Below are 26,090 nucleotides of genomic sequence, written 5' to 3'. Positions count from 1 at the left end.
AATTTTTGTGGCAGAGCAAAACAATACCTTAAGCCAGGTAACAGAGGGCACCACGGAGTTGTTACATCAGGCAACTGAGAAAACGACCCAGACCGTGATTGAACATACCGCCAAGTATAATGATGCCTACAGCACCATTGACAAGATCATGGAAGGCTTCTGGGAGCGTGTGCCTTATTTCTGTATCGCGCTAATCGTGATTACGATTTTCTGGTTACTCTCCAAAGTCTTCAAGTTTTTCGTACGTAAAACTTTGGAAAACCGCTCTTATACCCGCCAGAATCTGGTATTGGTCCTCAACCGTGTCGGTAGTACCTTTATTATTTTCTTTGGTGTTTTGATTGGTCTGGTCATTGCCGTGCCTGGCTTTACCCCGGGTCAGCTGATGAGTGCCCTCGGAATTGGTTCGGTCGCGATCGGTTTTGCCTTCAAGGATATTTTCCAGAACCTGCTTTCTGGTGTGCTGATTTTACTCGGTGAACCATTCAAGATTGGCGATGATATTATCGTCAATGGCATGGAAGGCACAGTCGAAGATATCCAGATTCGTGCGACTTTTTTGCGTTCACCGGATGGCCGCCGTATCGTGATTCCCAATGCCACGGTCTATACCAGTGCCGTGACGGTAAACACGGCCTATACCCGCCGTCGCTGTGAGTTTGTAGTGGGCATTGGTTATGAAGATGATATCCAGAAGGCCAAAGACCTGATTACCGCCATTTTAGATAAAGACCCGACCATCCTCAGTCAGCCGGGCTTTAGTGTCAATGTCACGGCGCTGGCTGATTTTTCCATTACCTTAAAAGCGCTCTGGTGGGTCGATACCACTGAGACAGGCACAGGAACCTCAATCAGTGCGGTGCAGGAACGCGTGATTCAGGCATTTGCCGAACATCATATTTCAATTCCTTATCCGGTACAGGAAGTCAAAGTCTATCGCGGCGAAGGCAATGAAGATGCCTCAGCTCGTGCTAAACAGGCGACCTAGAACATAGGGAATCACGGTTTCAGTGCGGAGAATACGGTTGCCCAGACTCACAGCCTGGCAGCCGTTTTTAACCAGTAAATCTACTTCATACGGAATGAATCCACCTTCCGGGCCGATGATCATCGTACAAGGATGCGGAATCGCAAAAGGCATGGATTGTTCGGCATAAGGATGTGCCACATAAGCGGGTCGGTCAGCCGTAATCAAGTCCGGTAAAATATCTTCAACAAAAGGTTTAAAACGTTTATACAGCTCGATTTTCGGAGCTATTGTATCTCCTGCCTGTTCCAGTCCCAGCTCGATATAATGATTTAACTGCTGTAAAAATGGGGTTTGCCAGTAGCTTTTATCGACGCGATAACTATGCAGTAAAATGATTTTTTCCACGCCCAAGGTGACACTGTCCATGATCAAACGGCGCAGCACTTTCGGCCGTGGCAAGGCCACAATCAGGGTCACCGGTAATTTTTTTGGAACAGCATCCTCTTGAAGCGGTTTTAGTCGCACTGCTTTTTCAGAAATCTCGACAATCTCGGTGAGATAACGCTGACCTTCCAGCACCCCTACTTTTAAGGTATCTCCAACTTGAATCTGCACATGCTGCTGTAAATGTTCCAGTTGACGTTTCGATGAAATCGTCCAGAGATCCGATTGTGTTTGTCGATGGTCAAGCAGGACAATATTCATAGAAGATTTTATACCGAAGAACTGTTGAATGACCTCTATCCGCTAGAGGGTGGCGACATGGATGTCGTGCGTATCCCTGAGGGTGAAGCACATTCCTTCAGGGATACAAAATATTTTTGCTACTTTTCATCTTTGAAAAGTAGGCTAGATAAGCCAGCTTAGAAATATTGAAAAAACTTCAATCCACACAGCCTAACGACGGCATCCCTGCCGTCTTGGTAAATCCAATATCTGTTACTTATCAATATAAATTAAAGATACCGATCAATCACCTGAATATGCTTGGCAAGCGATCCCGTATTTAACTGCATAATTCTCTGCGCTGCTGTATTTAAACGTTGTGCCTTGATTTGATCTTGCAAAAGTTCCAGCAATACCTCTGCCGCCTGCTGCGCATCCTGCACAACTTCTACTGCATCTGCTTGAACGAATTCATCGACAATGGTCTGAAAATTAAAATAGTTTTTGCCTAAAACAGTCGGTACATTCAAGGCAATCGGCTCCAGAATATTATGCCCACCACCCGGCTCATTCAGCGAGCCACCGACATAACAGGCTTGACTCAAAGCATACCAGAGCCACATTTCCCCCATCGAGTCCGCCAGATAAACCTGGGTATCTGCTTCAATGTTCTGGGCCAAACTACGGCGCTGAGTTATTAAATTTAAACTCTGTGCAGCCTGAAACACCTCATCAAAACGTTCCGGATGACGGGGTACGACGATACATAAAAGTTTTGGGTTGCTATCTAAAGCCGATTTTAAAGCGCTTAGAATTTCTTTTTCTTCAGGCGCATGGGTACTGGCCAGTATCATAATTTTGCGACCTGCCAGTTGCCATGCTTGCTTCAAGTTTGCAGCATGTTCTACAAAACTTTGTGGTGCAGTAATATCAAATTTGATATTGCCCAAAACCTGGGTTTTTTCGGCGGTGATTCCCAACTCGATATAACGCTGCTGGGTGGCAGTATCCTGTGCCAAAAGCTGACTTAACTGCTGTAGCATGCTCCGGGTCAGACCTTTAACCCTGGCATAGCCCTTGGCTGACTTTTCCGAAAGACGCGCATTCAATAATATACTGGGCACATCAAACTCTGGTGCCTGATCCAGCAGATTCGGCCAAAGCTCGGTTTCCATCAGCAATAACAGTTTTGGCTGATACTGCTGATAAAAATCACCAATCAGTACTTTCTGATCAGCAGGTAAATAGACCGCTTGAAATAAATCCAGATAAGGTGCTTTTAAAAAAAGTGATTTGGCCCGTGCCTGACCGGTTTTGGTGGTATTGGTGACCAGCACCGGATGACCCGATTTTAAATAATGTTCGATGAGAGGCTGGGCAGCATTGGTCTCACCGACCGAGACCACATGAAACCAGATGGCATGCAGATTTTTGGGCGGCTGAAATGGGCCGAAACGTTCTGTCAGTTCTTGTTGTAATTGTTCAGGATCGGTCGCACGTTTACGAATACGCGATTGATATAAGGGTTTAATCAGAGCTAACGCTGCGTTATACCAAAATGGAGTAGCCAAATGCGCCTCGAAACAGATTCAATCGACAAAATATAACAGAGCCACATCGACATGTTAATCGATGTGGCTCATTTTTAGATTATTCTACAGTAGTTAAAGCGTCTGCTTCAGCCAATGTCGGATAATCAATATAGCCTTCTGCGACATTGGTTCCGATCATATTTTCCAGCTTTAGTTCATTTAGCGGTGCATCTTCGAGTAGGCGCTCGTATAAATCCGGATTGGCAATATAAGCCTTACCAAAAGCTACCGCATCTGCTTTGCCTGAAGCCAGCAATTCAATCGCATCGTCACGACTTAAACGCATATTGGCCATATACGGCACGCCGTTTGAGCGCTGTTTCATATACTCCGAGATACTGTCTTCCGCCAGATATTCACGGGTAAAGAAGAACGCGATCTGGCGCTTGCCCAACTGTTCCATGACATAACCGAAGGTTTCACGTGGATCATTGTCGCCCATATCGTGTTCATCGCCACGCGGTGCCAAATGAATTCCGACACGGTCTGCACCCCAGACATCAATCAGTGCATCCATGACTTCCAGCAGGAAACGGGCACGGTTTTCGACTGCCCCCCCGTATTCATCTTCACGCTGGTTGGTCTTGGTTTGCAGGAACTGGTCAATCAGATAACCATTGGCTGCATGTAATTCAACCCCATCAAAACCGGCAGCTTTGGCGCAAATTGCCGCCTGTTTATATTGTTCGGTAATGGTATGAATTTCTGAAATTTCCAGCGCACGCGGCAACACATAAGGACGTTTTGGACGCAATAAACTGACATGACCGGCCTGTTGTACACTGCTCGCCGATACTGGCGTTTCACCATTTAACAGTTCTGGATCAGACACACGACCCACATGCCACAGCTGCGCCACAATCAGGCCACCTTGGTCATGTACCGCTTGAGTCACCTGCTGCCAGCCTGCTACCTGCGCATCAGTAAAGAGACCAGGAGTATTACGGTAACCATTGGCTTCTTCAGAAATCACCGTGGCTTCAGAAATGATTAAACCGGCACTTGCACGTTGTGCATAATATTCGGCCATCATTGGCGTTGGTACGCGGTCGTCAGTTGCACGACTACGCGTAAGCGGCGCCATGATGACACGGTTTTTAAGTTCTAACGCGCCAAGCGTTAAAGGAGAATTTAATTCAGCCATCAGTACTCCCACCTGTTGGATTAAAGGTGTTGTTGCATATAGTCGATATATTGCTGAATCAAAGCTTCATTACGCGAGAAATAAGACCATTGTCCGTGCTTGGTCGCGGTGATTAAACCGGCCTGCTGCAAGACAGACAAATGATTGGACATGGTGGACTGAGAGACTTGTCCTAACTTTTCAATCTGCCCTGCACAGACCCCGCGTTGAAAGCCGCCACACTCTTCCACAGATAGATATTGTTCTGGCGATTTCAACCATTCCAGAATCTGCCGACGTATCGGATTGGCTAAGGCTTTAAAAATTAGATCAAGATCCATAGGTACATCACAATCTGTGGCGTAACAAAACTTGTTTCAGCATCTAAACCGATTATATCGCATTTTATCGATTTATATATCGATAAATTTAGATATAAGAGTCACAGTCTGTACTAACTTGGTTACGCCAGCTATTTAAACGATTTCTTACAAGCTTAAACGATTTCTTACAAGCCCTGTTTCAAGCTTGCTTCGATAAATTTATCCAGATCGCCATCCAGAACCGCGCCGGTATTGGAACTTTCGACACTGGTACGTAAGTCTTTAATACGTGAATCATCCAGAACGTATGAACGAATCTGGCTTCCCCAGCCGATATCAGACTTGGTATCTTCCAGCGCTTTTGCAGCATCATTACGAATTTGCATTTCACGTTCATAAAGTTTGGCGCGTAACTGCTTCCAGGCATGGTCGCGGTTGGCATGCTGTGAACGCTGGTTCTGACAGGCCACTACAATCCCGGTCGGTGCATGCGTTAAACGAACCGCAGAATCCGTTTTGTTAATATGCTGACCACCGGCACCCGATGCACGATAGGTATCGGTACGCACATCTGCCGGATTAATTTCGATCTCAATATTGTCATCGACTTCAGGCGAAACAAACACAGCCGAGAATGAGGTATGACGACGGTTGCCCGAGTCAAATGGCGATTTACGCACTAAACGATGTACGCCTGACTCGGTACGTAACCAGCCATAGGCATATTCACCGTCTACACGAATCGTCGCTGATTTAAGCCCTGCAACATCACCGTCCGATTCTTCCATGATTTCTGCTTTAAAGCCATGACGTTCAATCCAGCGCAGGTACATCCGCATGAGCATGGATGCCCAGTCCTGCGCTTCAGTACCACCCGAACCGGCCTGAATTTCTAAATAACAAGGATTAGGATCCATCGGATTGTTGAACATACGACGGAATTCAAGTTTAGCCAGTTCTTCTTCAGCTGTAGTCAGTTCAGCCTGTACATCTTCCAGTAAGCCTTCATCATCCGCTTCCACTGCCAGATCAAGCAAGGCCTGCGCATCTTCAAGCTGTGTGGTCAAACCATCCAGCACATTTAATACGTTCTCAAGTTCGCCTTTTTCTTTGGCCATGGCCTGGGCACGACTCTGGTCATTCCAGATGGTGGGATCTTCTAATTCACGCAGGACTTCCTCTAAACGCTCTTTTTTCAGATCGTAGTCAAAGATACCCCCGTAGTGTTTGACCACGTTCGTTTAAGTCTTTTAATTGGTTTAGATACGGATTAATTTCCACGTGAATTACTCTCAATCAAAATTAGGCACAAATTATTTAGCCCCATATTATAGCACAGTCTATTTCTGCTATTTCAGTGTGGTGGATCCAGTCCAAAGCTCGAATGTCATCCCAATTTAGAGTTATGTTTTCGTCAGGAAATTTTTGACAATTGAATCGGTTATTAAATGTCGTTTTGATCTGAAGCTTGATCGGATTTCGCATCTCGCATTCATTATCAAAATATAGTTTTCATTTAATTTTATCGTCTAAAAATATCTACCAAATTGAATAAAAAATCAGCAAATTCAATACATTCCACAATATCTACACAGTTTTAATAAAACACTACATTATAAATTTAATTTTATTATTCAGTTACTTATTTAGAAAAGATTACATAAGATTACGCTATTCACATTGCTGTAACTTTCCTTTGATTGACGATCTTTGAAATTGCTCTAGACTGAAAGTTGTAACAAAAAGTGTAATGTTTTTAACTAAAGATTTGAGGGGTAGTAACCATGAAAAAATTAGCGATTGCTTCGGCACTACTTTCAGCAATAGCAATGACAGGTACAGCAGCACATGCTTACCAGGCAGAAATTGGTGCATCAGCAGGCGTATTTGATCCTGATAACGGTGGAACCAGTGGCTCTTTCGGTGTTGATGGTACATATTACTTCAATCCAGTTCAAACACGTAATGCACCATTAGCAGAGGCAGCTTTCCTTGATCGTGCCAGTAACGTAAATGCTCATTATCAATATAATGAAATTGGCGATAATGAAGCGCATCAATATGGCGTAGGTGCAGAGTACTTCGTTCCAAATTCTGACTTCTACTTAAGCGGTAATGTGAATGGTCATGATCTGCAAGACAACAATAATGTTGATAATGACTTAACGACTTACGGTGTAGAAGTTGGTTATTTACCAGCGCCAGGTCTATTGATTGCGGCGGGTGTAAAAGGTTGGGATAACGACAATGATGATGGTGTAGATCCAACACTTCGCGCCAAATACGTGACTACACTTAGTAATGGTAAAGATATCAACCTGGAAGCAGGTGCAGCTTTTGGTGATCTAGATGAATACAATCTGGCAGCAGATTATTTCATTGACAAAACCTTCAGTGTTGGTGTCGACTACCAAGACAATGATCTGAGAAATCAAAATGAATTCGGTGTAAGCGCTCGTAAATTCATTAATCAGCAAGTCAGCCTCGAAGGTCGAGTAGGCTTTGGTGAAGCAGGTAACAATGACTACAATAAATTTGGTGTAGCAGCGAAATACCGCTTCTAATCTAAAACCACAAATTAATTATTCATAAAAAAACCCATCCTCGGATGGGTTTTTTATTGCACTCTTAACAAGCATTTAGGTATTTTTTTGCACATTGACGGGGCGAATATAAGCTGTACAATTTGTTACAACTGTTCATCAAACAGTCATATTTTTATAACAAAGAGAGAAATCTAAATGCTTAAGAAACTTGCTCTTGCTACAGCGCTTCTTGCTGGCCTGGGAACTGCACACGCTTACCAAACTGAAGTTGGGGCTTCTATTGATCTTATTGATCGTGACCAAGGTGGTTCAGATGTAGGTTTTGCTATCGATGGGACTTACTACTTCAACTCGGTCCAAGTCAAAAATTCGCCTTTGAATGAAGCTGCATTTTTAAACCGTGCCAGCAATGTGAATGGTGTATTAAGCTATCAAGATGATTCAGACACGTTTGGCATTGGTGCTGGTATTGAATATTTTGTCCAAATTCAGACTTTTATTTAAGTGGTAATATTACTCATTTTGATAATGACGCTGGTGACATAACTGGTTACGCTGCTGAAGCGGGTTATTTACCTGTTCCTGGCTTATTAGTAGCACTTGGTCTTGTAGGTATTTCTGAAGACAATGCAGACGATGAAATTGATCCAACTTTACGTGCTAAATATGTAACACAAGTCGGTCAATACGATATGAACTTCGAAGGTGGTGCAAGTTTTGGTGATATCGATGCTTATAACCTAGGTGCGGATTTATATCTCGATAAAACTTTCAGTGTTGGCTTAGGATTCTCTGACTCAGATCTAGAAGGTAATGATGTCTTTACCATTCGTGCCAAGAAATTCTTTAACCAACAAGTTAGCTTAGAAGGTTCGATTAATTTTGCTGATAATGCTGATACCTTTGGCGTACGTGGTGCATACCGCTTCTAATCTCTCCGATTAAAAGCAAAAAAACCGCTCACTTGAGCGGTTTTTTATGGCCTATTGTTCTAAATGGATAATCCGCATTTGCAGGCTGACATTGCCATTAAAGACATTTTTATCCAGCTCATACACCAAGCGTGTATCTTTCATCGGATCAAATTCATATTTATCGGCTGCATTGAAGGCGATCGCATCAATCACCTGCCCATTTTCCAAAGCCACGCGTAATTTAAGATGTACATCTTTGAGCCAACGATAGTCCATAATCTTGAAGATCCCTTCAAAAATAGGTGGAGGGAATTTTTGCCCCCACGGACTTAAATGTTGCAGGATATCGACTGTTTCGATCTGGAAAGCCGAAGCGGATAGCTCCCCATCCGTCCATAAAGTCGCAGTGAATAAATCCGCGTCCATCGTAGCAATCAGTGCTTCAAAGACCTGCTTAAATTCAGCAAAATTTTCTTTTTTCAGGGTTAAACCCGCTGCCGCTGCATGCCCGCCAAAATGACTGACTAAATGTGGATATTGCTCCGCCACCTGTTCAATCGCATCACGGATATGAATCCCGTCAATCGAACGCGCTGAACCCTTGATATGTATGCCATCTTCATCTGCGGCAAAGACAATACTCGGACGATGAAATTGCTCTTTTAAACGCCCCGCCACAATACCAATGACACCTTGATGCCAATGCTGTTCAAACATGATTAATGCAGCCGGCAATTCAGTTTCGTCCAGCTGGATTTTCTCAAGTTCGTTTAAAGCGTCCTGCTTGATTTTAGCTTCGACCTGACGGCGTTCAACATTCAGTTGATTCAACTGTTCGGCCAGTGGATAGGCGTTTGCCAGATCCGGCGCCAATAGACACTCGATCCCGATGTCCATGGTTTCCATCCGTCCGGCTGCATTAATTCGCGGCCCTAAGACAAAACCGAGATCTTGCGCTTTTAGACCTGCCGGATCACGTTTTGCAATATCCAGTAGCGCACTGATCCCCGCGCGGCACTGCCCTTGCTGAATCCGTTTCAAGCCCGCATCGACCAGAATCCGGTTGTTATAGTCCAGACTGGCGACATCGGCATAAGTACCGAGTGCCACCAGATCAAGATAATGAATAATTTGAGTGGTCGATTTTCCAAGTTTTTTGCGATGGGTCGACAGATTGGCCAGCACATAAAACGCCACCCCGACCCCGGCCAAGGCTTTGCTGGGGAAATCACAACCCAGCTGATTCGGATTGACCACCGCTTCGGCTTCAGGTGTCGGCTTGGTGGTCAGGTGATGATCGGTAATAATCACCTGCATACCATGATCTTGCGCCTGTTTCACTCCTGCATGGCTGGAAATACCATTGTCCACGGTAATCAGCAGATCAGGTGTGAAATTGACGAAAGCCAGATCGGCAATGGCAGCAGTCAGACCATAGCCATATTTAAAACGGTCTGGTACCAGATACTCGACATTCGCCCCCATATCACGTAGAGCCAGCACCATGAGTGCAGTACTGGTTGCACCATCGGCATCGTAATCGCCGACAATCACGATTTTCTGGCCACGATCAATTGCCTGATCGATCAACTGAATCGCATCCGTCAGGCCTTTCATGGTCGGTGCCAGCAGATGCTTGAGTTTAAGCTCAAGTTCCTGCTCGGACTCCACCCCGCGACGGGCCAGAATTTCAGCCACAAACGCTGGAACACCCTGAAAATTTTCAGGACGGGTCAGAAAGGGGCGCTGTTTGATGTCAAGTTTTGGCATGATTTTTGGCATAATCAAGGCATCAAGCGTTGCAATTGCCATGCACCGTCAATTTTCTCATAGCTTAAACGATCATGCAGACGGTTCGGACGGCCCTGCCAGAATTCATAATAATCGGGTTCGAGACGATAACCGCCCCAAAACTCCGGTTTATCCAGCTGTTGCTGATTCGCCACCTGATTATGCAAATCCCAGAAACGCTGTTGCAGCTCTTCACGGCTGGCAATTACCCCACTTTGCGGGGTGCTGATATGCGCAGCAATCTGGCTGTCACGTGGGCGTTTATGATAGTAATCAGTCGACTCCTGTTCAGAAATCTTGATGACTTTACCACTCACCCGAATCTGACGTTCCTGATCCTGCCAATAGAACAATAATTCAGCATACGGATTTTCGGCCAGATCCAAACCTTTTTGGCTGTCATAATTGGTATAGAAGTCATAGCCGGCTTCAGTCGCCCCGCGCAGTAATACGGTACGCACATGCGGACGACCTTGAGCATCCGCCGTTGCCAATGACATGGCATAGGGTTCATGCAGCTTCGCTTCTAGTGCATGGTTAAACCATTGCAAGAACTGCATATGCGGATTCGGGTTGACCTGCTGTTCTTGCAGCTCGCCTTTCTGATAATTCAGGCGTAGCTCACTCAGATCTTTGATCAGATCACTCATTCTTTCTTCCTCTAAGCGGCATTGGCACGTACAGCATCAGCTAATGAATTTGCCAGTGCAGTCACTTCACTTAAATCTTCGCCTTCCACCATGACACGAATCACCGGTTCAGTGCCTGATTTACGAATCAACAAGCGGCCACGCCCTTTAAGCTGCTGTTCGGCTTTTTCAAATTCAGCGGCCAAGGCCGGTACTGAATAAGGATCAAACATGGCATCTAAACGCACATTGACCAGGACATTTGGCAACAGTTGAAAATCAGCCACCAGCTCATGCAGGGCTTTCTTCTGTTCAACCATGACTGTCAGCACTTGCAAGGCGGCAATAATCGCATCACCGGTGGTGCTCTTGTCCAAGGTCAGAATATGCCCAGAAGGCTCGCCACCAATCGTCCAGCCGTTTTCTTCCAGACCTTGCAACACATAACGGTCGCCGACTTTGGCACGTAATAATGGCACTTGAGCTTTTTCCAGTGCCAGTTCCAGTGCCATATTGCTCATTAAGGTACCGACGATACCTGCCGGCTTTTTCGAGCTTTGCGTGGCAAGAATATACAGAATATGGTCGCCATCAATCAGCTTTCCAGACTTATCCACCAGAACTACACGGTCGGCATCGCCATCAAAAGCAACACCTAAGTCGGCCTGATGCTGGATCACGGCTTGTTGCAAGCTTTCAGGATGAGTCGAACCACAGTCTTTATTTATATTTAACCCGGTCGGTTCATTATGAATGGCAATCACACGTGCGCCCAGCTCACGGAACACAGCAGGCCCGACGTTATAGGCGGCACCATTGGCACAATCCACCACAATGGTGAGTTCATTCAAGTCCAGATGATAGGGGAAAGTCGATTTACAGAATTCAATATAGCGACCATTGGCATCTTTGACCCGGATACTTTTACCCAGGCTCGCGGTATCTTCAATGATGAAATCTTGTTCGAGTTCCTGATTGATTTCTTCTTGCAAGGCATCCGGTAATTTCTTGCCTTCCGCCGAGAAAAACTTAATACCGTTATCGAAATACGGATTATGCGAAGCAGAAATTACAATTCCCAGGCTGGCATGCAAGGCGCGGGTCAAATGGGCAATCGCCGGTGTTGGCAGTGGGCCTAAAAGATGAACATAGACGCCAGCCGCATTTAAACCTGCCTGCAAGGCGGCTTCCAGGATATAGCCAGACAAACGGGTATCTTTACCCAAAACCACCAAGGGCTTGGCTTTTTTACTATGACGCTTTAAAACCTTACCGGCTGCAAACCCCAATTTCAGGGCAAACTCAGGGGTAATCGGCAATTCGCCAAACTTTCCACGAATACCATCCGTACCAAAATAACTCATCTTTATCTCACTTCTTAGCGGATGATTGATCTCACCCATTTTTTCCCTGTGCCACACTTTACACCAAAATAAAAAAGCCGTCATTTGCATGACGGCTTTTAAAAATTTTAAATCACAGGAGATTAACCCACGCGATAGTTGGGTGCTTCTTTGGTAATGGTCACATCATGCACATGTGATTCCGACATACCGGCAGAAGTGATTTTCACAAACTTGGCATTTTGACGCAGGTCTTCAATCACGGCAGAACCGGTATAACCCATCGAAGAACGTAGGCCGCCCATCATCTGATGCACGATATTGCCCATTGGACCTTTGTACGGTACGCGACCTTCAATGCCTTCAGGAACCAGTTTCTCGGCACCGGCTTTAGAGTCCTGGAAGTAACGGTCAGCCGAACCGGTTGCACCCGCCATGGCACCCAACGAACCCATACCGCGGTAGGCTTTGTAGTAACGGCCTTGGAAGAATTCAACTTCACCCGGTGCTTCTTCAGTACCGGCCATCAATGAACCAACCATAATGGTACTTGCACCCGCACCAATCGCTTTGGCCATATCGCCAGAGAAACGGATACCACCATCCGCGATCAACGGAATCTGATCTTTCAGCGCATTAGCAACAGAATCGATTGCAGAAATTTGCGGCATACCAATACCGGCCACAATACGTGTGGTACAGATTGAACCCGGACCAATCCCGACTTTAACCGCATCCGCACCTGCATCAAGCAAAGCCAATGCAGCATCGCCAGTTGCGATGTTACCGCCAATCACCTGAACTTGTGGATAGTTGGCTTTAACCCAACGTACCCGTTCGATCACACCCGCAGAATGACCATGTGCTGTATCGACAACAATCGCATCGACACCGGCTTCAACCAGCGCTTCAACACGGCTTGGGGTTTCTGCACCGGTACCGACTGCAGCACCGACACGTAGACGACCTAAATCATCTTTACAGCTGTTTGGATAAAGTTCAGCTTTACGGAAATCTGTCACCGTAATCAAGCCTTTCAGCTCTTGCTGATCATTCACCACCAATACTTTTTCAATACGGTGCTGCTGTAATAAGGCTTGGATATTTTCTTTCGATTCGCCTTCGCGAACTGTTACCAGACGATCCTGACCAGTCATGATGTTGCTGACTGGCTGCTCAAGATTGGTTTCAAAGCGTGTATCGCGACCTGTCACAATACCGACCACTTTGCCATCTTTCACCACTGGTACACCACTGATATTGTTGGCTTGAGTCAAAGCAATCAATTCACGTACTGTGGTTTCAGGAGTAACTGTAATCGGGTCTTTGACCATACCCGCTTCGAATTTTTTCACACGGCGCACTTCTGCAGCCTGAACAGCGATATCCATGTTCTTGTGCAAAATACCGATACCACCGTTTTGCGCCATTGCAATTGCCATACGGGACTCAGTCACCGTATCCATCGCTGCAGACACAAGAGGAATATTCAGGTTAATGCCACGGGTCAGGCGTGTCTTTAGAGAGACATCTTTTGGGAGAACAGTAGAATAGGCAGGGAGTAATAGGACATCATCGAAGGTTAACGCGTCTTGAACGATGGTCAACATAACAGTCTCACTGGTAATTTCCGTGCACTATTATAAACAAATATCGACTTAAATTTCATTGCAATTGCAAAATTATTTTTGCATTAAAATAGTTTTGAGGGCTGGATTTTTTCCAGTGAATCAATTTGAGAACTACGACATCAGAAAAGAACTGACCACAGTAGCCTGATGCTTGAACTCAATCCCGATACTTTGAAAAGCTAAAAAGCAGAGCCTAAACTCTGCTTTGGGTCGATTTAGCTGACGTATTCAAAACTGTCATCATTGTCAGCTTCATCATTTTCAATCTGAATAAAAGGCAACATATTATGTGCCAAACGGGCTTTATTGCATTGATCATCGGCGATCTGTACTTCTTTGCAGGATGAACTGCGCAGCTCATACATACCGCAACTGACCTGCTGGCCGATGGTGCCATCCAGTGCAATACAGCGTGGATTTTTTTGATTGGTTCCAGCCATACATGAATAAACTGCTGTTACAGGTTCCGTATAATGCTCAGGCATATGAATCCCTTCTGCCCAGTAAAACGAAACCCTGAAATAGGCGCAGCACGCCCCGCAGCTTAAACATGCATCTGGTGTTGGAACTTGAGATAACATTTCTTATAAGTTCTCATGATCAAAAAAAAGTTTTTTGGAGAAGAAATATAAAAAATGTTGTTTTTCTACACAAGAAAAATTTTATTTTTCTGTGAACTATTCAGGACAGGTAAAAACAGTTTCGTCCATCAGGTCGGTGCCACATTGCAGCGTTTCAATCCAGTCCAGAAACTGGGTGATCTGCTCTTTACCCATAAAAGGCGTGCCATGCTGCGGCACAATCATCTCGATATCCATGCCCCGCACCATGTTCACCCAAAGACGAATCACCTTGTTATTGCACATATAACGCTGATGAAAGCTTTTCATTTTTGGGATATGCGCAGCAAAGTTTTCCAATGGTTTGGCAGCATCATCGACCATCGATGCACCCATATCTCCCGAAAACAGGATCTTGGCAATCGGATCATAAAACTGGAAATTGCCGACTGAATGCAGAAAATGCGCTGGTACCGCCACAATATTGGCATTACCCAGAGGAATGATCTGACCATGATCCGGGAGCTCGACCAGCCGATCTAGCCAGTTGCCTTTCATCCGGTCACTCATAAAAGCCGAGTTTAAATGTGGCAAGAAACGCGCCCAGAGCTTGGAAGCCACCACTTTGGCATCGGTATATACCAGCCAGCGTGGCATCGAAGTAATGATGTCAGGATCCTGATGCGAAGCCATGACATAATCCAGATTGGTCAACCGGGTGTATTTATTCAGTTCCATGGTTAGCGGAACATAGGTGAGATCACCACCCGGATCGAGTACCGCCGCCCGCTCGTTATCAATGATTAAAAACTGGTTTGCCTGAACGCCTTCACCTTTGACCAGACTGGTAAAACTGATGCATTTATGTGTCCCGTCATCAAACAGGACCTGCGATGTGGTGCGTTCAAAAACCATGTATATATTCCCCGATTTAAATTTAAAAGTGCTGTTTTATACCCATATAACATATAAGTATTTAGTTGAACTTACAATCAATAAAACTGGCCATATCACACTACTTATCAAAGTTTTAAGCTTATTTTAGGCATAAAAAATCCTGAGTTTTTAGCTCAGGATTCATGCAATTATTACTGTATTTTTAAAATAAATAATATTGAAGCAGAGTGGCGACACCAATCACCAGGAAAATGGCCGCGCCAATTTTATGAATCAGGCTGATCGGCAGCCTGTTCGCCAGTTTATCTCCTAGAAATACCGCAGGTGCATTGGCCAGCATCATCCCCAAAGTGGTACCGAGCATCACCCAGAATATACTATCGAAACGTGCTGCCAGCGCGACTGTGGCAATCTGGGTTTTATCGCCAATTTCTGCCAGAAAGAACAAAATGAAGGTCGCAGCAAATACCCCGAATTTTTGCCATTTATTGATACTGGCATTTTCATCTCCGAGTTCATCCGGAATCAGCATCCAGGCCGCCATCGCAATAAAACCAATCGACACAATCCACAGCAACACTTCCGGCCCAATCACCGTGGTGATCCATTGTCCCAATACCGCAGAAAGGCCATGGTTAATCAGCGTCGCCAATAAAATAGCAACTAAAATAGGAACGGGTTTGCGAAAACGTGCGGCAAGCAGCAAAGCCAGCAGTTGGGTTTTGTCACCCATTTCAGCCAGTGCCACGATTGCGGTCGACAGTAAGAATTCATACATGAGGTCTTTCTCTGGCTAGCATCCAATACCAATGACTCACCGCTCCTGCTAGCCAAAATCTGCAGAGTGGTAAATCAAAGGTCTTGCCAACAAAAGAAAGCTTCGAGAAGCTCATTTGGTTCTTTGCTATGATGACCATGTCCGGTTCAGGACAAATATGTTGACCATCACCCTTCTGCTTTGCGCAAAAGGCGGCTACTCCCCAATGAAGTGCGCCAAGTATAGAATCAAATCCATTATTTTTCAATGTGGCAAAAATAAACCCCGCCGAAGCAAGGTTTATGATTGAAATGATCTGATCAGATTAGATCAATAAAGTACGAATATCTTTAAGCAGCTGGGTCAGCTTGTTGGTGAAACGCGCAGCATCTGCACCATTAATCACACGGTGATCGTATGACAAAGACAACGGTAGCATCAAGCGTGGATCAAAACCTTCACCATTCCAGACCGGTTGCATGGTGGCAGGTGAAATTCCCAGAATTGCCACTTGCGGCCAGTTCACCAGCGGCGTAAATGCAGTACCACCAATTGAGCCCAGGCTGGTAATGGTAAAGTTCGCCCCTTGCAGATCTTTTGGCGACAATTTCTTGTCACGCGCTTTTTGACCCAAGCTTCCCAGCTCAGTGGCAATCTGTTTAATCGACTTCTGATCGGGATGACGCAATACCGGAACCGTTAAACCATCTGGCGTTGCCACCGCGATCCCCATATGGATCTCGTTACGTAGCAGGACTGACTTGCTATCATCGGCCAAGTGACCAGCAAACTCGCGCTCTTCTTTTAACAAGTGCGCAACTGCTTTGATGATGAAGGCCATAATGGTCAGGCTCAGGCCTTCTTTCTTGAAGTTGCCTTTCAGCTCATTACGCCACGCTTCCAGTTCAGTAATATCGGCTGCATCAAACTGGGTCACTTGCGGAATGAAATTATTCAGCGACAACTGCGGAATAGACACTTGTTGCAAACGCGTTAAGGCTTTCTCTTCCACACCACCAAAAGCACTAAAGTCTGGCAATTTTGGTAGACCTGCGGCTTGAACAGCAGCGGCTACAGGAGCAGCCTGCGGCGCAGTCAGGCGCGCTTTGACATAAGCCTTCAGATCTTCTTTCATCACCCGGGCATTGGAACCTGAAGCCTGAACTTCTGACAATACTACGCCCAGTTCACGCGCCAGTTTACGTACAGCAGGGCCGGCATAGACTTTCGAGTTGGCGACATTCTGCTCTTTCGTCAGCTTGTCGGCATTGTCAGAGGTCGCCACCGCTGGAGTAGAAGATGCCGCAGGTGCTGCTTTGGTGGTCTCTACTGGTGCAACAGCTGCTTTCGGTGCTTCCGCTTTAGCCGCAACAGGTGCAGCCTCTGCTTGCGCTTCAGCTTGAATTGTCATCAGTGCAATGCCTTCAGAGACATTTTGTCCCAGCTCAACATGAATCGCCTTGATCACCCCAGCAGTTGTGCTTGGCACTTCAACCGTGGCTTTGTCTGATTCCACCACAATGATGCTCTGGTCTTTTTCAACCGTATCACCGACAGAAACCAGAATTTCAGCCACAGCTGCTTTGTCTACCCCGAGGTCAGGCACCATCACTTCAACCTCACCCGCAGGTGCTGCTGCAGCTTGAGCCACTGGCTCCGCTTTAGCATCTTGAACTGGCGCAGCTTCAGCTTTTGGCGCTTCTGCTGCAACAGTCGGGGTCGATCCTGAAGTTTTCACTTTTAGAATCACCACACCTTCTTTAATCGTGTCGCCTTCTTTAATGTCGATGGATTCCACCGTACCTGCAACCGTACTTGGCACTTCAACAGTCGCCTTGTCCGATTCCACCACCACGATGCTTTGATCCACCTCGATTTCATCACCGACAGAGACCAGAATTTCACCGACAGTGGCTTTCTCTACACCAATATCGGGGACTTGAACATCGACCACTTGTGAACTTGCTTGAGCCTCAGGCGCAGCAGAAACTTTTGGCTGATGTGATGCCAGTTCTTGCATGATTTCCTGATCAGGCAAAGACGTAGGTGTATTTTCTGAGGTTTTTTGTGAGGCATCTGCTTGCTGTGGCTCGACCACATCCGTACTGCCATCTTCAGCTTGCAGTTCAATCAGTACCGCGCCTTCAGTCACTTCATCACCCTGACTGACCAGAATGCTTTTCACCACCCCTGCTGAAGTGCTGGGCACTTCAACAGAGGCTTTATCGGATTCAAGCAACACGATGCTGTCATCAATCGCAATCGTATCACCGACTTTGACCAGAATTTCGGCCACGGTTGCCTGATCTACACCAATATCGGGAGTCGTAATTTGCATGCTTAGTTCTCCTCTTTGTAGTCAGCAACAGCATGTACAGATGGGGTGTCTTGCGGTGCCCAAGCCACCGGACGATCGGTATCCAGCTCAAACGTCGAGATCGCGTCTTTCACCAGGCGCGGATCAACTTCACCTTCATCTGCCAGTTTTTTCAGAGTTGCCACCACAATATGGGCAGCATCGACACCGAAGTAGCTACGTAAATTACCACGTGTATCTGAACGGCCATAACCATCGGTACCGAGTGCCACAAATGGGCGGCCATCTGGAAGATAGGCACGAATCTGTTCGCTATAGGCACGCATATGATCAGTTGCAGACACCACAATACCTTCGGTACCGCGTAGCTGTTTCGATATCCATGCTTCTTTCACATCCTCAGCAAGTGGATGCAGGCGGTTGTATTCTTCACATGCCATACCATCACGTGCCAGTTCATTGAAGCTGGTGACACTGTAGACATTTGAGTGAATTTGATATTCCTCACGCAGAATCTTCGCCGCCTTGATCACTTCACGCAGGATCACACCCGAGCCCAGTAACTGAACCGTGGCTTTTTCATCTTCTTCCAGTAAGTACATACCACGCTTGATGCCTTCTTCAACACCTTTTGGCATTTCCGGATGCTCGTAGTTTTCGTTCATCACGGTCAGGTAATAGAACACACGTTCCTGATTCACATACATACGTTGTAAACCGTCATGCACGATCACTGCCAGTTCATAACCAAAACATGGGTCATAAGAGACACAGTTTGGAATGGTATTGGCCAGAATATGGGAATGACCATCCTGATGCTGCAAGCCTTCGCCGTTTAGTGTAGTACGACCTGCAGTTGCACCGAGCAAGAAACCTTGTGCCTGTGCATCACCGGCTGCCCATGCAATATCACCGATACGCTGGAAACCGAACATCGAGTAGTACATGTACATCGGGATCATTGGCAGGTTATTGGTTGAATAACTGGTGCCTAACGCGGCCCAGGCACTCATGGCGCCGGCTTCGTTAATTCCTTCTTGCAACATGTGTCCGTCTTTGGCTTCACGATAATGCATCAACTGTTCTTGGTCTTCAGGCGTATATTTCTGACCATGCGCAGCATAGATACCGAGCTGGCGGAACATGCCCTCCAAACCAAAAGTACGTGCTTCATCTGGCACAATCGGAACAACACGGTCTTTAATTGCTTTCTCTTTAAGAAGCGCAGAGATTAAACGTACCATCACCATCGTGGTCGATTGTTCTTTACCATTTGAACCGGCCAAGACCGAATCAAATACTGAAAGTCCAGGAATCGCCAGCTGTTCGCTTTCCTTACGACGTGCCGGCAGATAACCACCCAATGCTTCACGACGCGCCTTCATATATTTGATTTCAGGCGAATTTTCACTTGGACGGTAGAATGGTACTTCTTCCAGCTGTTCATCGGTGAACGGAAGATTGAAACGGTCACGCACGTATTTCAAAGAATTGATTTGCATCTTCTTGATTTGGTGAGTTTTGTTGACTGCTTCGATTTCCTCGGACAAACCATAACCTTTGACGGTTTTCGCCAGAATCACGGTCGGCTGACCTTTGGCCGTACATGCTTCGGCATAAGCCGCAAAGACTTTGTACGGGTCGTGGCCACCGCGGTTCAGATTATCAATATCTTCGTCGCTTAAATCCTTGACCAGCTCTTTGGCTTCTGGGTATTTACCGAAGAACTTTTCACGTGCGTAAGCACCACCTTTGACCTGGTAACGCTGGAAATCGCCATCGACGGCTTCTTCCATCACTGCTTTCAGTGCACCGGATTTATCTTTATCCAGTAGTGGATCCCAATGACGGCCCCACACCACTTTAATCACACGCCAGCCTGCGCCGCGGAATAGTGACTCAAGTTCCTGAATGATCTTGCCATTACCACGTACCGGACCATCCAGACGTTGCAAGTTACAGTTCACCACCCAGATCAGGTTATCGAGCTTTTCGCGACCTGCCAGAGAAATTGCACCCAGGCTTTCCGGCTCGTCCATCTCGCCATCACCCAAATACGCCCAAACCTTACGATCTTCTTCTTTGATCAGGCCACGGTTCATCAGGTACTTTTGAATATGTGCCTGATAAATCGACATGATTGGGCCCAGACCCATCGATACGGTTGGGAACTGCCAGTAGTCCGGCATCAAATAAGGATGCGGATAAGATGGCAGACCTTTACCGCCTACTTCACGACGGAAATTATTCAGATGCTCTTCAGTCAAACGTCCTTCTAAAAATGAACGCGCATAGATACCAGGTGCACAGTGACCCTGGTAATAGATCATGTCGCCGCCGAAGCTGTCGCTATTGGCGCGGAAGAAGTGGTTAAAGCCCACATCATAAAGGGTTGCGGAAGAAGCAAAACTCGCCAGGTGACCACCGAGATCATCACCGGTTTTATTCGCGCGTAATACCATTGCCAAGGCATTCCAGCGAACCAGCGCACGAATCCGGCGTTCCATATCCTGGTCGCCCGGCATTGCCGGTTGTTCTTCAACGGAAATCGTATTTAAGTAGGGAGTATTTAAACGCTGAATAGGAACATGCTTTGCAATTGCGCGTTGATAAAGTTTTTCTAATAAAAATGCTGCACGCTCGGTACCCATGTGTTGCAAAACAGAGTCAAATGCATCTTGCCATTCTTGGGTTTCTTGCGCGTCTGTATCGCCATAAAACGCCATAATCTACAGTTCCTAAAAGCCTAATTTAATGTCTTATATGTACCATATTTGAGACCTCAGCAGGTATGGCTCTGGCTGAATGCGATTTGGCAGTACTATTTAGGAACTAAATGATTGGTGACGTTTAATTACACAACATAACAAAAAATAGTCAATATAGGAGATTTATTATACATTCATTATAATAGTTGGTGATAATATCAGACTTAAAAGCGATTATCTGAAGAACCCTTCAATGTGGGTTGAAGAGCCTTAGCTTAATCGCTTTGAAATGCTTATTGGAGAGATGCTTATGTATAAAGAGCCTAATAGAAATTCAGGTCTATACTTAAGGTAACATAGCCAAATAAGTAGATGGGTTTTTACGTTGACCGTCTTTTACTACTTCATAATGCAAGTGTGGACCGGTACAGCGGCCAGTACAGCCAACGTTGGCAATATGATCACCTGCCTGTACCTGCTCTCCCACACGTGCAATAAGACGTGAAGCATGAGCATAACGTGTTAAATAGCCATTGCCATGATTGATTTCAACATATTGACCATAACCCGTACCCCAACCTGATTTGGTTACAATACCTGGGCCTGTGGCATAAATTGGTGTACCACTTGGCGCTGCAAGATCAAGACCTGAGTGATTTTCAGCACGGCCACCCATGGTACGACCACCGTAATTTGAACTTACGCGAGAATTGGGTAAGGGATGAGCGATCAGCCAGGAATAAGCACTATTTGCAGCAGCTCGATTAGATGAGGTATTTGCATACTTCTGTGCCAGCGTGCGATTGTTAAGCTCAACTGGCTTTTCACGTAGCTGGACATTCAATTTGGTTTGCGCCGGAATATCGATATCATCTGGATGAGTATATGCACCCTGTGCCAGAGTACGCGTCAATTGCTCGATACGATCTGTTGAACCATTTTCTTGATTTAGATTGACTAAATCTGCAAAGGCTACCGAAGCAGCTGAAACTGATAAAGAAAATGCCAACAAAATACGTCGCATATGCATAAAAAACCTCTCTAAACTGCTTTAATCGAGTTCCTTGAAGATCTCTATCCTTGATATCCACTAAAAGAAGCGCATAAGATTAAGACATAAACATGTAGGAATTATGTATGTCAGAACCTGTCAACGTTTTTCAACAAACCAGAAAACAGATAAAAACAGGAAACTTTTCGTTTCTCTCATCACAAGTTGCTGCCTGGCAGAAACTTACGAAACTCGTACAACCGCTATTGCCCCAACCGGAACGCTGGCAAGTTGTGTGCTATCAAAATGGTGTGTTAACGATTACCGGTGAAAACCAGGCCATGATCAGTCAATTGGCCTATCTTCAAAAGCAATACATTTCACAACTCTCTCAAATAAATGAATTAACAGATCTTACAAAACTTCAAGTTTGCTTGCGGAATCCTTCACAAACGCAACCTGTTGCAGCAACACCTGAAAGAGCCTTAAATGCAGAAACACAGGAATTACTTCGTGGTGCAGCTGACTTTATAAGCGACTCTAAGCTTAGCCAAGCTTTGCTACGTTTGGCAAGCAATAAAAAGTAACATAGCAATCAAATGTAATAAATTAGAAAAGCAGTATTATGCGACACATGTCACACTATTGACGCAATAACTAAAACATAAAGACACAAACACAATGACTTATGTCACATTCACATACATGATTGGACAATTGGCCTCGTCATCAAATGTTACAATTTCATAGCAGCTTGGATCACTTTTCACATTGCGCAACAGCTGATTATTTAAAGCGTGTCCAGATTTATAACCATCAAATTTGGCAATGATCTGATGTCCAAGCAGATACAAATCCCCGACTGCATCCAAAATTTTATGGCGTACAAATTCATCAGAGAATCTTAGACCCTCTTCATTCACCACTCCGGTTTCATCCACACCAATGGCATTCTCCAAACTGGCTCCCAGTGCCAGATTATTGGCTTTGAGATAATCCAGATCTTTCATAAAACCAAAGGTACGCGCTTCACTAACTTCATAAACAAAAGTTTCAGTCGAGAAATCGATACTGGCGGACTGATGTTCTTTTTTAAAAGCAGGATGATCAAAATCAATGGTGAAATTCAGCTGGAAGCCATGGTGCGGACTAAAAATGGCACGCTTATCATCAATCAGTGCTTCAACCGGTTTAATAATCTTGACGAATTTTTTCGCAGCATCCAGTTCTTGCAGACCACCTTGCATGAGCAGATAGATAAACGGGCCTGCACTGCCATCCATAATCGGCACTTCAGAGGCAGAGACTTCGATAATCAGGTTATCAATTCCTAAACCGGCAATCGCACTCATGACATGTTCAATCGTACCGACTTTGGCATTTTCCTGAACCAGATTCGAGCACATGAAAGCTTCCTGAATCAGCATCGCATCGGCAGGAATGTCGACCGGCGGATTCAGGTCAATACGACGAAACACAATTCCCCCATCGGCATGGTGCGGCACAAAGTTAATCATGACTTTTTGCCCACTGTGAAGACCGATTCCGCTCGCTTTCACGATACGTTTCAGGGTACGTTGTTTCAACATGCTTCTTTCATCTGTTCATCAATAAAACCGCTATACGTTAGCATATTTGGCCATTGAGAAAAAACAAAAAGGTGGCTTAAAAGCCACCTTTCCTGTGTAATCATGGTAAACACATGATGTTACATGTTATTTACGCTGTTGATTCTTAAGATAATCCTGAATACTCATTGGTGTTGGACGCGGGCTTGAAACTGATGCTGAAACATTCGCTGGCGTAGCGGTTTCATGCTGTTGGCGCTGAATCGCTGGTACATCATCATCTTCTACCACAGCCTGTGAAGCTGCTGCTGGGCGCGTTGCCTGTACATTGGTACGTTTGGTCGGTTCAACCGAATCCGCTGCATGACGGGTTAAACCCGTTGCAATCACGGTCACACTGATTTCATCACGTGCATCCGGATCAAATACCGTACCGTAGAACACCTGACCTTCATCCAAATCGACAATCTGGTTAACAACATCGGTGATTTCTTCAATTTCACCAAAAGTGACATCATCGCCACCCGTTACGTTAATCAGAATACCTTTGGCATTCATGATGGTTACGTTATCGAGTAATGGGCTACGAATAGCCTGTTCAGCAGCCTGACGGGCACGGTTTTCACCACGGCCTAAACCAACACCCATCATGGCATAACCACGAGTACTCATCGCTGTTTTCAAATCGGCGAAGTCAAGGTTGATATGACCCGGACGTACCACCAGATCAAAAATACTGCGTACCGCATTCAGTAGCACATCATCCGCTTTTTTATAGGCATCTTTCATTGAAATATCACGGAAGACTTTCAATAAACGCTGATTTGGAATGATGATCAATGAGTCGACATGCTGCTCAAGCGCTTCAATGCCTTTTTCCGCAGATTGTAAACGGCGCTTGCCCTCAAAGTTGAATGGCGTCGTCACCACACCAACCGTCAGGATACCCATTTCTTTGGCAATTTCAGCAACCACTGGCGCAGCACCCGTTCCGGTACCACCGCCCATACCCGCAGTGACAAAGACCATATCGGTCCCTTCAAGCTGCTGGCGGATCAGTTCACGGCTTTCTTCTGCTGCAGTCTGACCCACTTGCGGATTGGCACCTGCACCCAGACCACGGGTACTTTGCTCACCCAGCTGAATTTTAAATTCGGCTTCCATGCGATCGAGTGCCTGCTTGTCCGTATTGGCACAAACAAACTTTACGCCCTGGATATCGGACTGCAACATGTGTTGTACAGCATTACCACCCGCACCGCCTACACCAAACACAGTGAAACGGGCTTGACCATTGCTATCGCTATGATCGTCTTCGAAAAATTCAAATGAGGCCATGACCTATAAAATTCCTAATTCATAATTGGCAGTCACTAAGCCCGTACACTGCCTTAATCTTAATAAAATTGTTTTTAAGAATGCTGCTCATGCGTTAACTTGTCAAGTACAAGCCCGATTAACTACATCTTCTCAACAATATTCACAATAAAAATCGACTTAAAAGATTGATTTCAAGGTGTCATTAAAGCCAGACCAAGCCCGCTTGACGCGCTGAGTTAACGATAATCGCTCTACATCATCCTGTTCTACAATCGTGTCTTGAGTATCACTCTGACTAAACATCAGCAAACCCGCGACCGTACTATATTGCGAACGGCGTAGCGCCGCCTGATGCTGTTCATCGGCATACACCTGCGTTGGTGGATTACCCAAATGAGCTGACACACCCAAGGTACGGCGTACAAAACTCACCATACCTTCAATATGACTGGCATCACCGGTCAGGACCACACCATGATACAAGCCCTGGATCGCGCCATTTTTCACCAGTTCATCACGCACCAATCCAAGAATCTCGTCATAACGCGCCATGATAATTTCGGTCAGCTCAATCCGGCTGATGGTTTGTGGCCCATCAATCCCCTGGAACTGAATCATATGGTCAGGCTTAACCACTTTCAGGTCTACGCAGCCATACAGCAGTTTCAGGCGTTCAGCTTCTTCGGTCGTGGTCTGTAACACCGCCGCAATATCACGGGTCACATGCTCGCCACCACGCTGGAAGGTATGGGTTAAGGCCAGACGACCATCCACATATACCGCCACATTGGTGGTGCCGGCACCGATATCGACCAGACAGACGCCATATTCTTTTTCATCTTTGAGCAGGCTGGCTTCGGCAGTGGCCAGGCTCGACACCACCATTTTTTCCACGCCAATATTGGCACCTTTCAGGGCACGGTCAATATTCTGCATGGTACTGATTGGCAGCATCATCAGATGATAATGCCCGGTCATGCTATGTGCCGACATACGAATCGGGTTTAGCACCCATTCCGGTGAATCATCCAGCTCAAAACCCAGAGGCACAGCACTGACCAGATAATGATCTGAAGTCAAATGACTGGCTTTGGCCAATTCCAGTGCACGCACCACTTCACTGGTGGTAATCGCATGTTCGCTATTGTCAATCGAGGTACGACCTGAAGCATAAAAGCTTTTTAATTCGGCACTTGGAATAGAAACCCAGGCAGAATGTACACGACATTCCGCCATATCTTCTGCTTCTTGAACGGCATTTTTAATTGCAGTAATAACTTTATCGAGACTGACAATTTTCCCTTTACTCATGCCTCGGTTACGAGCGGTGGCCATACCAATCACTTGGATATTGTCTGGCGCGTGTACCTTGCCAATCAAAACTGAAACTTTGTGTGTCCCAATGTCAATCGCCACAACCGAGGGAACAGCTTCACTCATTATT

The 26,090-nt window shown here is 45.8% G+C and carries 21 protein-coding genes, 1 pseudogene and 1 riboswitch; of the genes and pseudogenes, 4 read left to right on the top strand and 18 right to left on the bottom strand.

Features of this window, described 5'->3' with window-relative positions; genetic code table 11:
- The first annotated feature begins 7 nt into the window (after nucleotides 1–7).
- On the top strand, nucleotides 8–988 hold the full coding sequence (locus FTU87_RS03510) for a mechanosensitive ion channel family protein (RefSeq protein ID WP_180096680.1): 981 nt from the start codon (nucleotides 8–10) through the stop codon (nucleotides 986–988).
- On the opposite strand, the gene FTU87_RS03505 is transcribed toward FTU87_RS03510, so the two are convergent.
- From FTU87_RS03505 to prfB, 5 genes are all read right to left on the bottom strand, one after another.
- The gene (locus tag FTU87_RS03505) at nucleotides 962–1,675 is read right to left on the bottom strand and encodes a 16S rRNA (uracil(1498)-N(3))-methyltransferase (RefSeq protein ID WP_074383873.1); all 714 of its coding nucleotides are present in this window, start codon (nucleotides 1,673–1,675) and stop codon (nucleotides 962–964) included. The two genes, FTU87_RS03510 and FTU87_RS03505, sit on opposite strands and share 27 nt — an antisense overlap.
- Before the next feature lie 251 nt (nucleotides 1,676–1,926).
- Nucleotides 1,927–3,207: a 3-deoxy-D-manno-octulosonic acid transferase gene (locus FTU87_RS03500; RefSeq protein WP_100329505.1), complete on the bottom strand. Its 1,281-nt coding sequence runs from the start codon at nucleotides 3,205–3,207 to the stop codon at nucleotides 1,927–1,929.
- 79 nt (nucleotides 3,208–3,286) lie between these two features.
- Nucleotides 3,287–4,372: an alkene reductase gene (locus FTU87_RS03495; protein ID WP_180096679.1), complete on the bottom strand. Its 1,086-nt coding sequence runs from the start codon at nucleotides 4,370–4,372 to the stop codon at nucleotides 3,287–3,289.
- Nucleotides 4,373–4,392: 20 nt separating this feature from the next.
- A complete protein-coding gene (locus FTU87_RS03490; RefSeq protein WP_005173210.1) occupies nucleotides 4,393–4,692 on the bottom strand; it encodes a helix-turn-helix transcriptional regulator in 300 nt (99 codons plus the stop codon).
- Between the two features lie 167 nt (nucleotides 4,693–4,859).
- A protein-coding gene (gene prfB, locus FTU87_RS03485) for a peptide chain release factor 2 (RefSeq protein WP_100329506.1) occupies nucleotides 4,860–5,955 on the bottom strand; the annotation gives its coding sequence in 2 pieces (ribosomal slippage) (nucleotides 4,860–5,882 and nucleotides 5,884–5,955; 1,095 coding nt in all).
- Nucleotides 5,956–6,458: 503 nt separating this feature from the next.
- On the opposite strand from prfB, the gene FTU87_RS03480 reads away from it, so the two are divergent.
- Nucleotides 6,459–7,238: a putative porin gene (locus FTU87_RS03480; RefSeq protein WP_180096678.1), complete on the top strand. Its 780-nt coding sequence runs from the start codon at nucleotides 6,459–6,461 to the stop codon at nucleotides 7,236–7,238.
- A gap of 177 nt (nucleotides 7,239–7,415) precedes the next feature.
- Nucleotides 7,416–8,152, top strand: a pseudogene (locus FTU87_RS03475) (putative porin).
- A gap of 51 nt (nucleotides 8,153–8,203) precedes the next feature.
- On the opposite strand, the gene recJ reads toward FTU87_RS03475, so the two are convergent.
- The 10 genes from recJ to FTU87_RS03425 form a co-directional block, all read right to left on the bottom strand.
- Nucleotides 8,204–9,904, bottom strand: a complete 1,701-nt coding sequence (recJ, locus tag FTU87_RS03470; protein WP_180096751.1) for a single-stranded-DNA-specific exonuclease RecJ — start codon at nucleotides 9,902–9,904, stop codon at nucleotides 8,204–8,206.
- Nucleotides 9,905–9,918: 14 nt separating this feature from the next.
- Entirely contained in the window at nucleotides 9,919–10,575 is a 657-nt protein-coding gene (pdxH, locus tag FTU87_RS03465; RefSeq protein ID WP_005173224.1) for a pyridoxamine 5'-phosphate oxidase, read from the bottom strand.
- An 11-nt stretch (nucleotides 10,576–10,586) separates the two neighbouring features.
- Nucleotides 10,587–11,918, bottom strand: coding sequence for a phosphoglucosamine mutase (gene glmM, locus FTU87_RS03460; protein ID WP_034608847.1), 1,332 nt, complete (start codon nucleotides 11,916–11,918; stop codon nucleotides 10,587–10,589).
- Nucleotides 11,919–12,040: 122 nt separating this feature from the next.
- Entirely contained in the window at nucleotides 12,041–13,507 is a 1,467-nt protein-coding gene (gene guaB, locus FTU87_RS03455; protein WP_005095051.1) for an IMP dehydrogenase, read from the bottom strand.
- A 236-nt stretch (nucleotides 13,508–13,743) separates the two neighbouring features.
- On the bottom strand, nucleotides 13,744–14,109 hold the full coding sequence (locus FTU87_RS03450; RefSeq protein WP_074383866.1) for a YkgJ family cysteine cluster protein: 366 nt from the start codon (nucleotides 14,107–14,109) through the stop codon (nucleotides 13,744–13,746).
- A gap of 96 nt (nucleotides 14,110–14,205) precedes the next feature.
- Nucleotides 14,206–15,003, bottom strand: a complete 798-nt coding sequence (locus FTU87_RS03445; RefSeq protein ID WP_005095047.1) for an MBL fold metallo-hydrolase — start codon at nucleotides 15,001–15,003, stop codon at nucleotides 14,206–14,208.
- A gap of 184 nt (nucleotides 15,004–15,187) precedes the next feature.
- Entirely contained in the window at nucleotides 15,188–15,763 is a 576-nt protein-coding gene (locus tag FTU87_RS03440) for a TMEM165/GDT1 family protein (protein ID WP_005173234.1), read from the bottom strand.
- 73 nt (nucleotides 15,764–15,836) lie between these two features.
- Nucleotides 15,837–15,979, bottom strand: a riboswitch (yybP-ykoY riboswitch).
- Between the two features lie 88 nt (nucleotides 15,980–16,067).
- Nucleotides 16,068–18,080: a 2-oxo acid dehydrogenase subunit E2 gene (locus FTU87_RS03435; RefSeq protein WP_180096677.1), complete on the bottom strand. Its 2,013-nt coding sequence runs from the start codon at nucleotides 18,078–18,080 to the stop codon at nucleotides 16,068–16,070.
- A 2-nt stretch (nucleotides 18,081–18,082) separates the two neighbouring features.
- Nucleotides 18,083–20,785, bottom strand: a complete 2,703-nt coding sequence (gene aceE / locus FTU87_RS03430) for a pyruvate dehydrogenase (acetyl-transferring), homodimeric type (RefSeq protein ID WP_100354934.1) — start codon at nucleotides 20,783–20,785, stop codon at nucleotides 18,083–18,085.
- A gap of 328 nt (nucleotides 20,786–21,113) precedes the next feature.
- Entirely contained in the window at nucleotides 21,114–21,797 is a 684-nt protein-coding gene (locus FTU87_RS03425) for a M23 family metallopeptidase (RefSeq protein ID WP_005173245.1), read from the bottom strand.
- A 107-nt stretch (nucleotides 21,798–21,904) separates the two neighbouring features.
- Here FTU87_RS03425 and FTU87_RS03420 point away from each other — a divergent pair, with 107 nt between their 5' ends.
- Entirely contained in the window at nucleotides 21,905–22,345 is a 441-nt protein-coding gene (locus tag FTU87_RS03420; RefSeq protein WP_180001016.1) for a DciA family protein, read from the top strand.
- Nucleotides 22,346–22,444: 99 nt separating this feature from the next.
- Here the strand turns inward: FTU87_RS03420 and lpxC are convergent, their stop codons facing one another.
- From lpxC to ftsA, 3 genes are all read right to left on the bottom strand, one after another.
- Entirely contained in the window at nucleotides 22,445–23,347 is a 903-nt protein-coding gene (lpxC, locus tag FTU87_RS03415; protein ID WP_005095032.1) for a UDP-3-O-acyl-N-acetylglucosamine deacetylase, read from the bottom strand.
- Nucleotides 23,348–23,473: 126 nt separating this feature from the next.
- Nucleotides 23,474–24,664, bottom strand: coding sequence for a cell division protein FtsZ (ftsZ, locus tag FTU87_RS03410; protein ID WP_074383861.1), 1,191 nt, complete (start codon nucleotides 24,662–24,664; stop codon nucleotides 23,474–23,476).
- Nucleotides 24,665–24,823: 159 nt separating this feature from the next.
- The gene (gene ftsA, locus FTU87_RS03405; protein WP_100354935.1) at nucleotides 24,824–26,086 is read right to left on the bottom strand and encodes a cell division protein FtsA; all 1,263 of its coding nucleotides are present in this window, start codon (nucleotides 26,084–26,086) and stop codon (nucleotides 24,824–24,826) included.
- Nucleotides 26,087–26,090 lie beyond the last annotated feature (4 nt).

It is taken from the genome of Acinetobacter sp. YH12156, from assembly GCF_013418235.1.
Lineage (GTDB): Bacteria > Pseudomonadota > Gammaproteobacteria > Pseudomonadales > Moraxellaceae > Acinetobacter > Acinetobacter pseudolwoffii.
The sequence above is the reverse complement of the archived record's forward strand: the minus strand, read 5'-3'. Positions and strand labels throughout refer to the sequence as shown.

What these genes read in the sequence shown, in the direction of transcription:
- FTU87_RS03505 (WP_074383873.1), bottom strand. Translation starts at nt 1,675, where the DNA reads ATGAATATTGTCCTGCTTGACCATCGACAAACACAATCGGATCTCTGG.
- FTU87_RS03495 (WP_180096679.1), bottom strand. Translation starts at nt 4,372, where the DNA reads ATGGCTGAATTAAATTCTCCTTTAACGCTTGGCGCGTTAGAACTTAAA.
- FTU87_RS03490 (WP_005173210.1), bottom strand. Translation starts at nt 4,692, where the DNA reads ATGGATCTTGATCTAATTTTTAAAGCCTTAGCCAATCCGATACGTCGG.
- FTU87_RS03480 (WP_180096678.1), top strand. Translation starts at nt 6,459, where the DNA reads ATGAAAAAATTAGCGATTGCTTCGGCACTACTTTCAGCAATAGCAATG.
- recJ (WP_180096751.1), bottom strand. Translation starts at nt 9,904, where the DNA reads ATGCCAAAACTTGACATCAAACAGCGCCCCTTTCTGACCCGTCCTGAA.
- pdxH (WP_005173224.1), bottom strand. Translation starts at nt 10,575, where the DNA reads ATGAGTGATCTGATCAAAGATCTGAGTGAGCTACGCCTGAATTATCAG.
- glmM (WP_034608847.1), bottom strand. Translation starts at nt 11,918, where the DNA reads ATGAGTTATTTTGGTACGGATGGTATTCGTGGAAAGTTTGGCGAATTG.
- guaB (WP_005095051.1), bottom strand. Translation starts at nt 13,507, where the DNA reads ATGTTGACCATCGTTCAAGACGCGTTAACCTTCGATGATGTCCTATTA.
- FTU87_RS03450 (WP_074383866.1), bottom strand. Translation starts at nt 14,109, where the DNA reads ATGTTATCTCAAGTTCCAACACCAGATGCATGTTTAAGCTGCGGGGCG.
- FTU87_RS03445 (WP_005095047.1), bottom strand. Translation starts at nt 15,003, where the DNA reads ATGGTTTTTGAACGCACCACATCGCAGGTCCTGTTTGATGACGGGACA.
- FTU87_RS03440 (WP_005173234.1), bottom strand. Translation starts at nt 15,763, where the DNA reads ATGTATGAATTCTTACTGTCGACCGCAATCGTGGCACTGGCTGAAATG.
- FTU87_RS03435 (WP_180096677.1), bottom strand. Translation starts at nt 18,080, where the DNA reads ATGCAAATTACGACTCCCGATATTGGTGTAGATCAGGCAACCGTGGCC.
- aceE (WP_100354934.1), bottom strand. Translation starts at nt 20,785, where the DNA reads ATGGCGTTTTATGGCGATACAGACGCGCAAGAAACCCAAGAATGGCAA.
- FTU87_RS03425 (WP_005173245.1), bottom strand. Translation starts at nt 21,797, where the DNA reads ATGCATATGCGACGTATTTTGTTGGCATTTTCTTTATCAGTTTCAGCT.
- FTU87_RS03420 (WP_180001016.1), top strand. Translation starts at nt 21,905, where the DNA reads ATGTCAGAACCTGTCAACGTTTTTCAACAAACCAGAAAACAGATAAAA.
- lpxC (WP_005095032.1), bottom strand. Translation starts at nt 23,347, where the DNA reads ATGTTGAAACAACGTACCCTGAAACGTATCGTGAAAGCGAGCGGAATC.
- ftsZ (WP_074383861.1), bottom strand. Translation starts at nt 24,664, where the DNA reads ATGGCCTCATTTGAATTTTTCGAAGACGATCATAGCGATAGCAATGGT.
- ftsA (WP_100354935.1), bottom strand. Translation starts at nt 26,086, where the DNA reads ATGAGTGAAGCTGTTCCCTCGGTTGTGGCGATTGACATTGGGACACAC.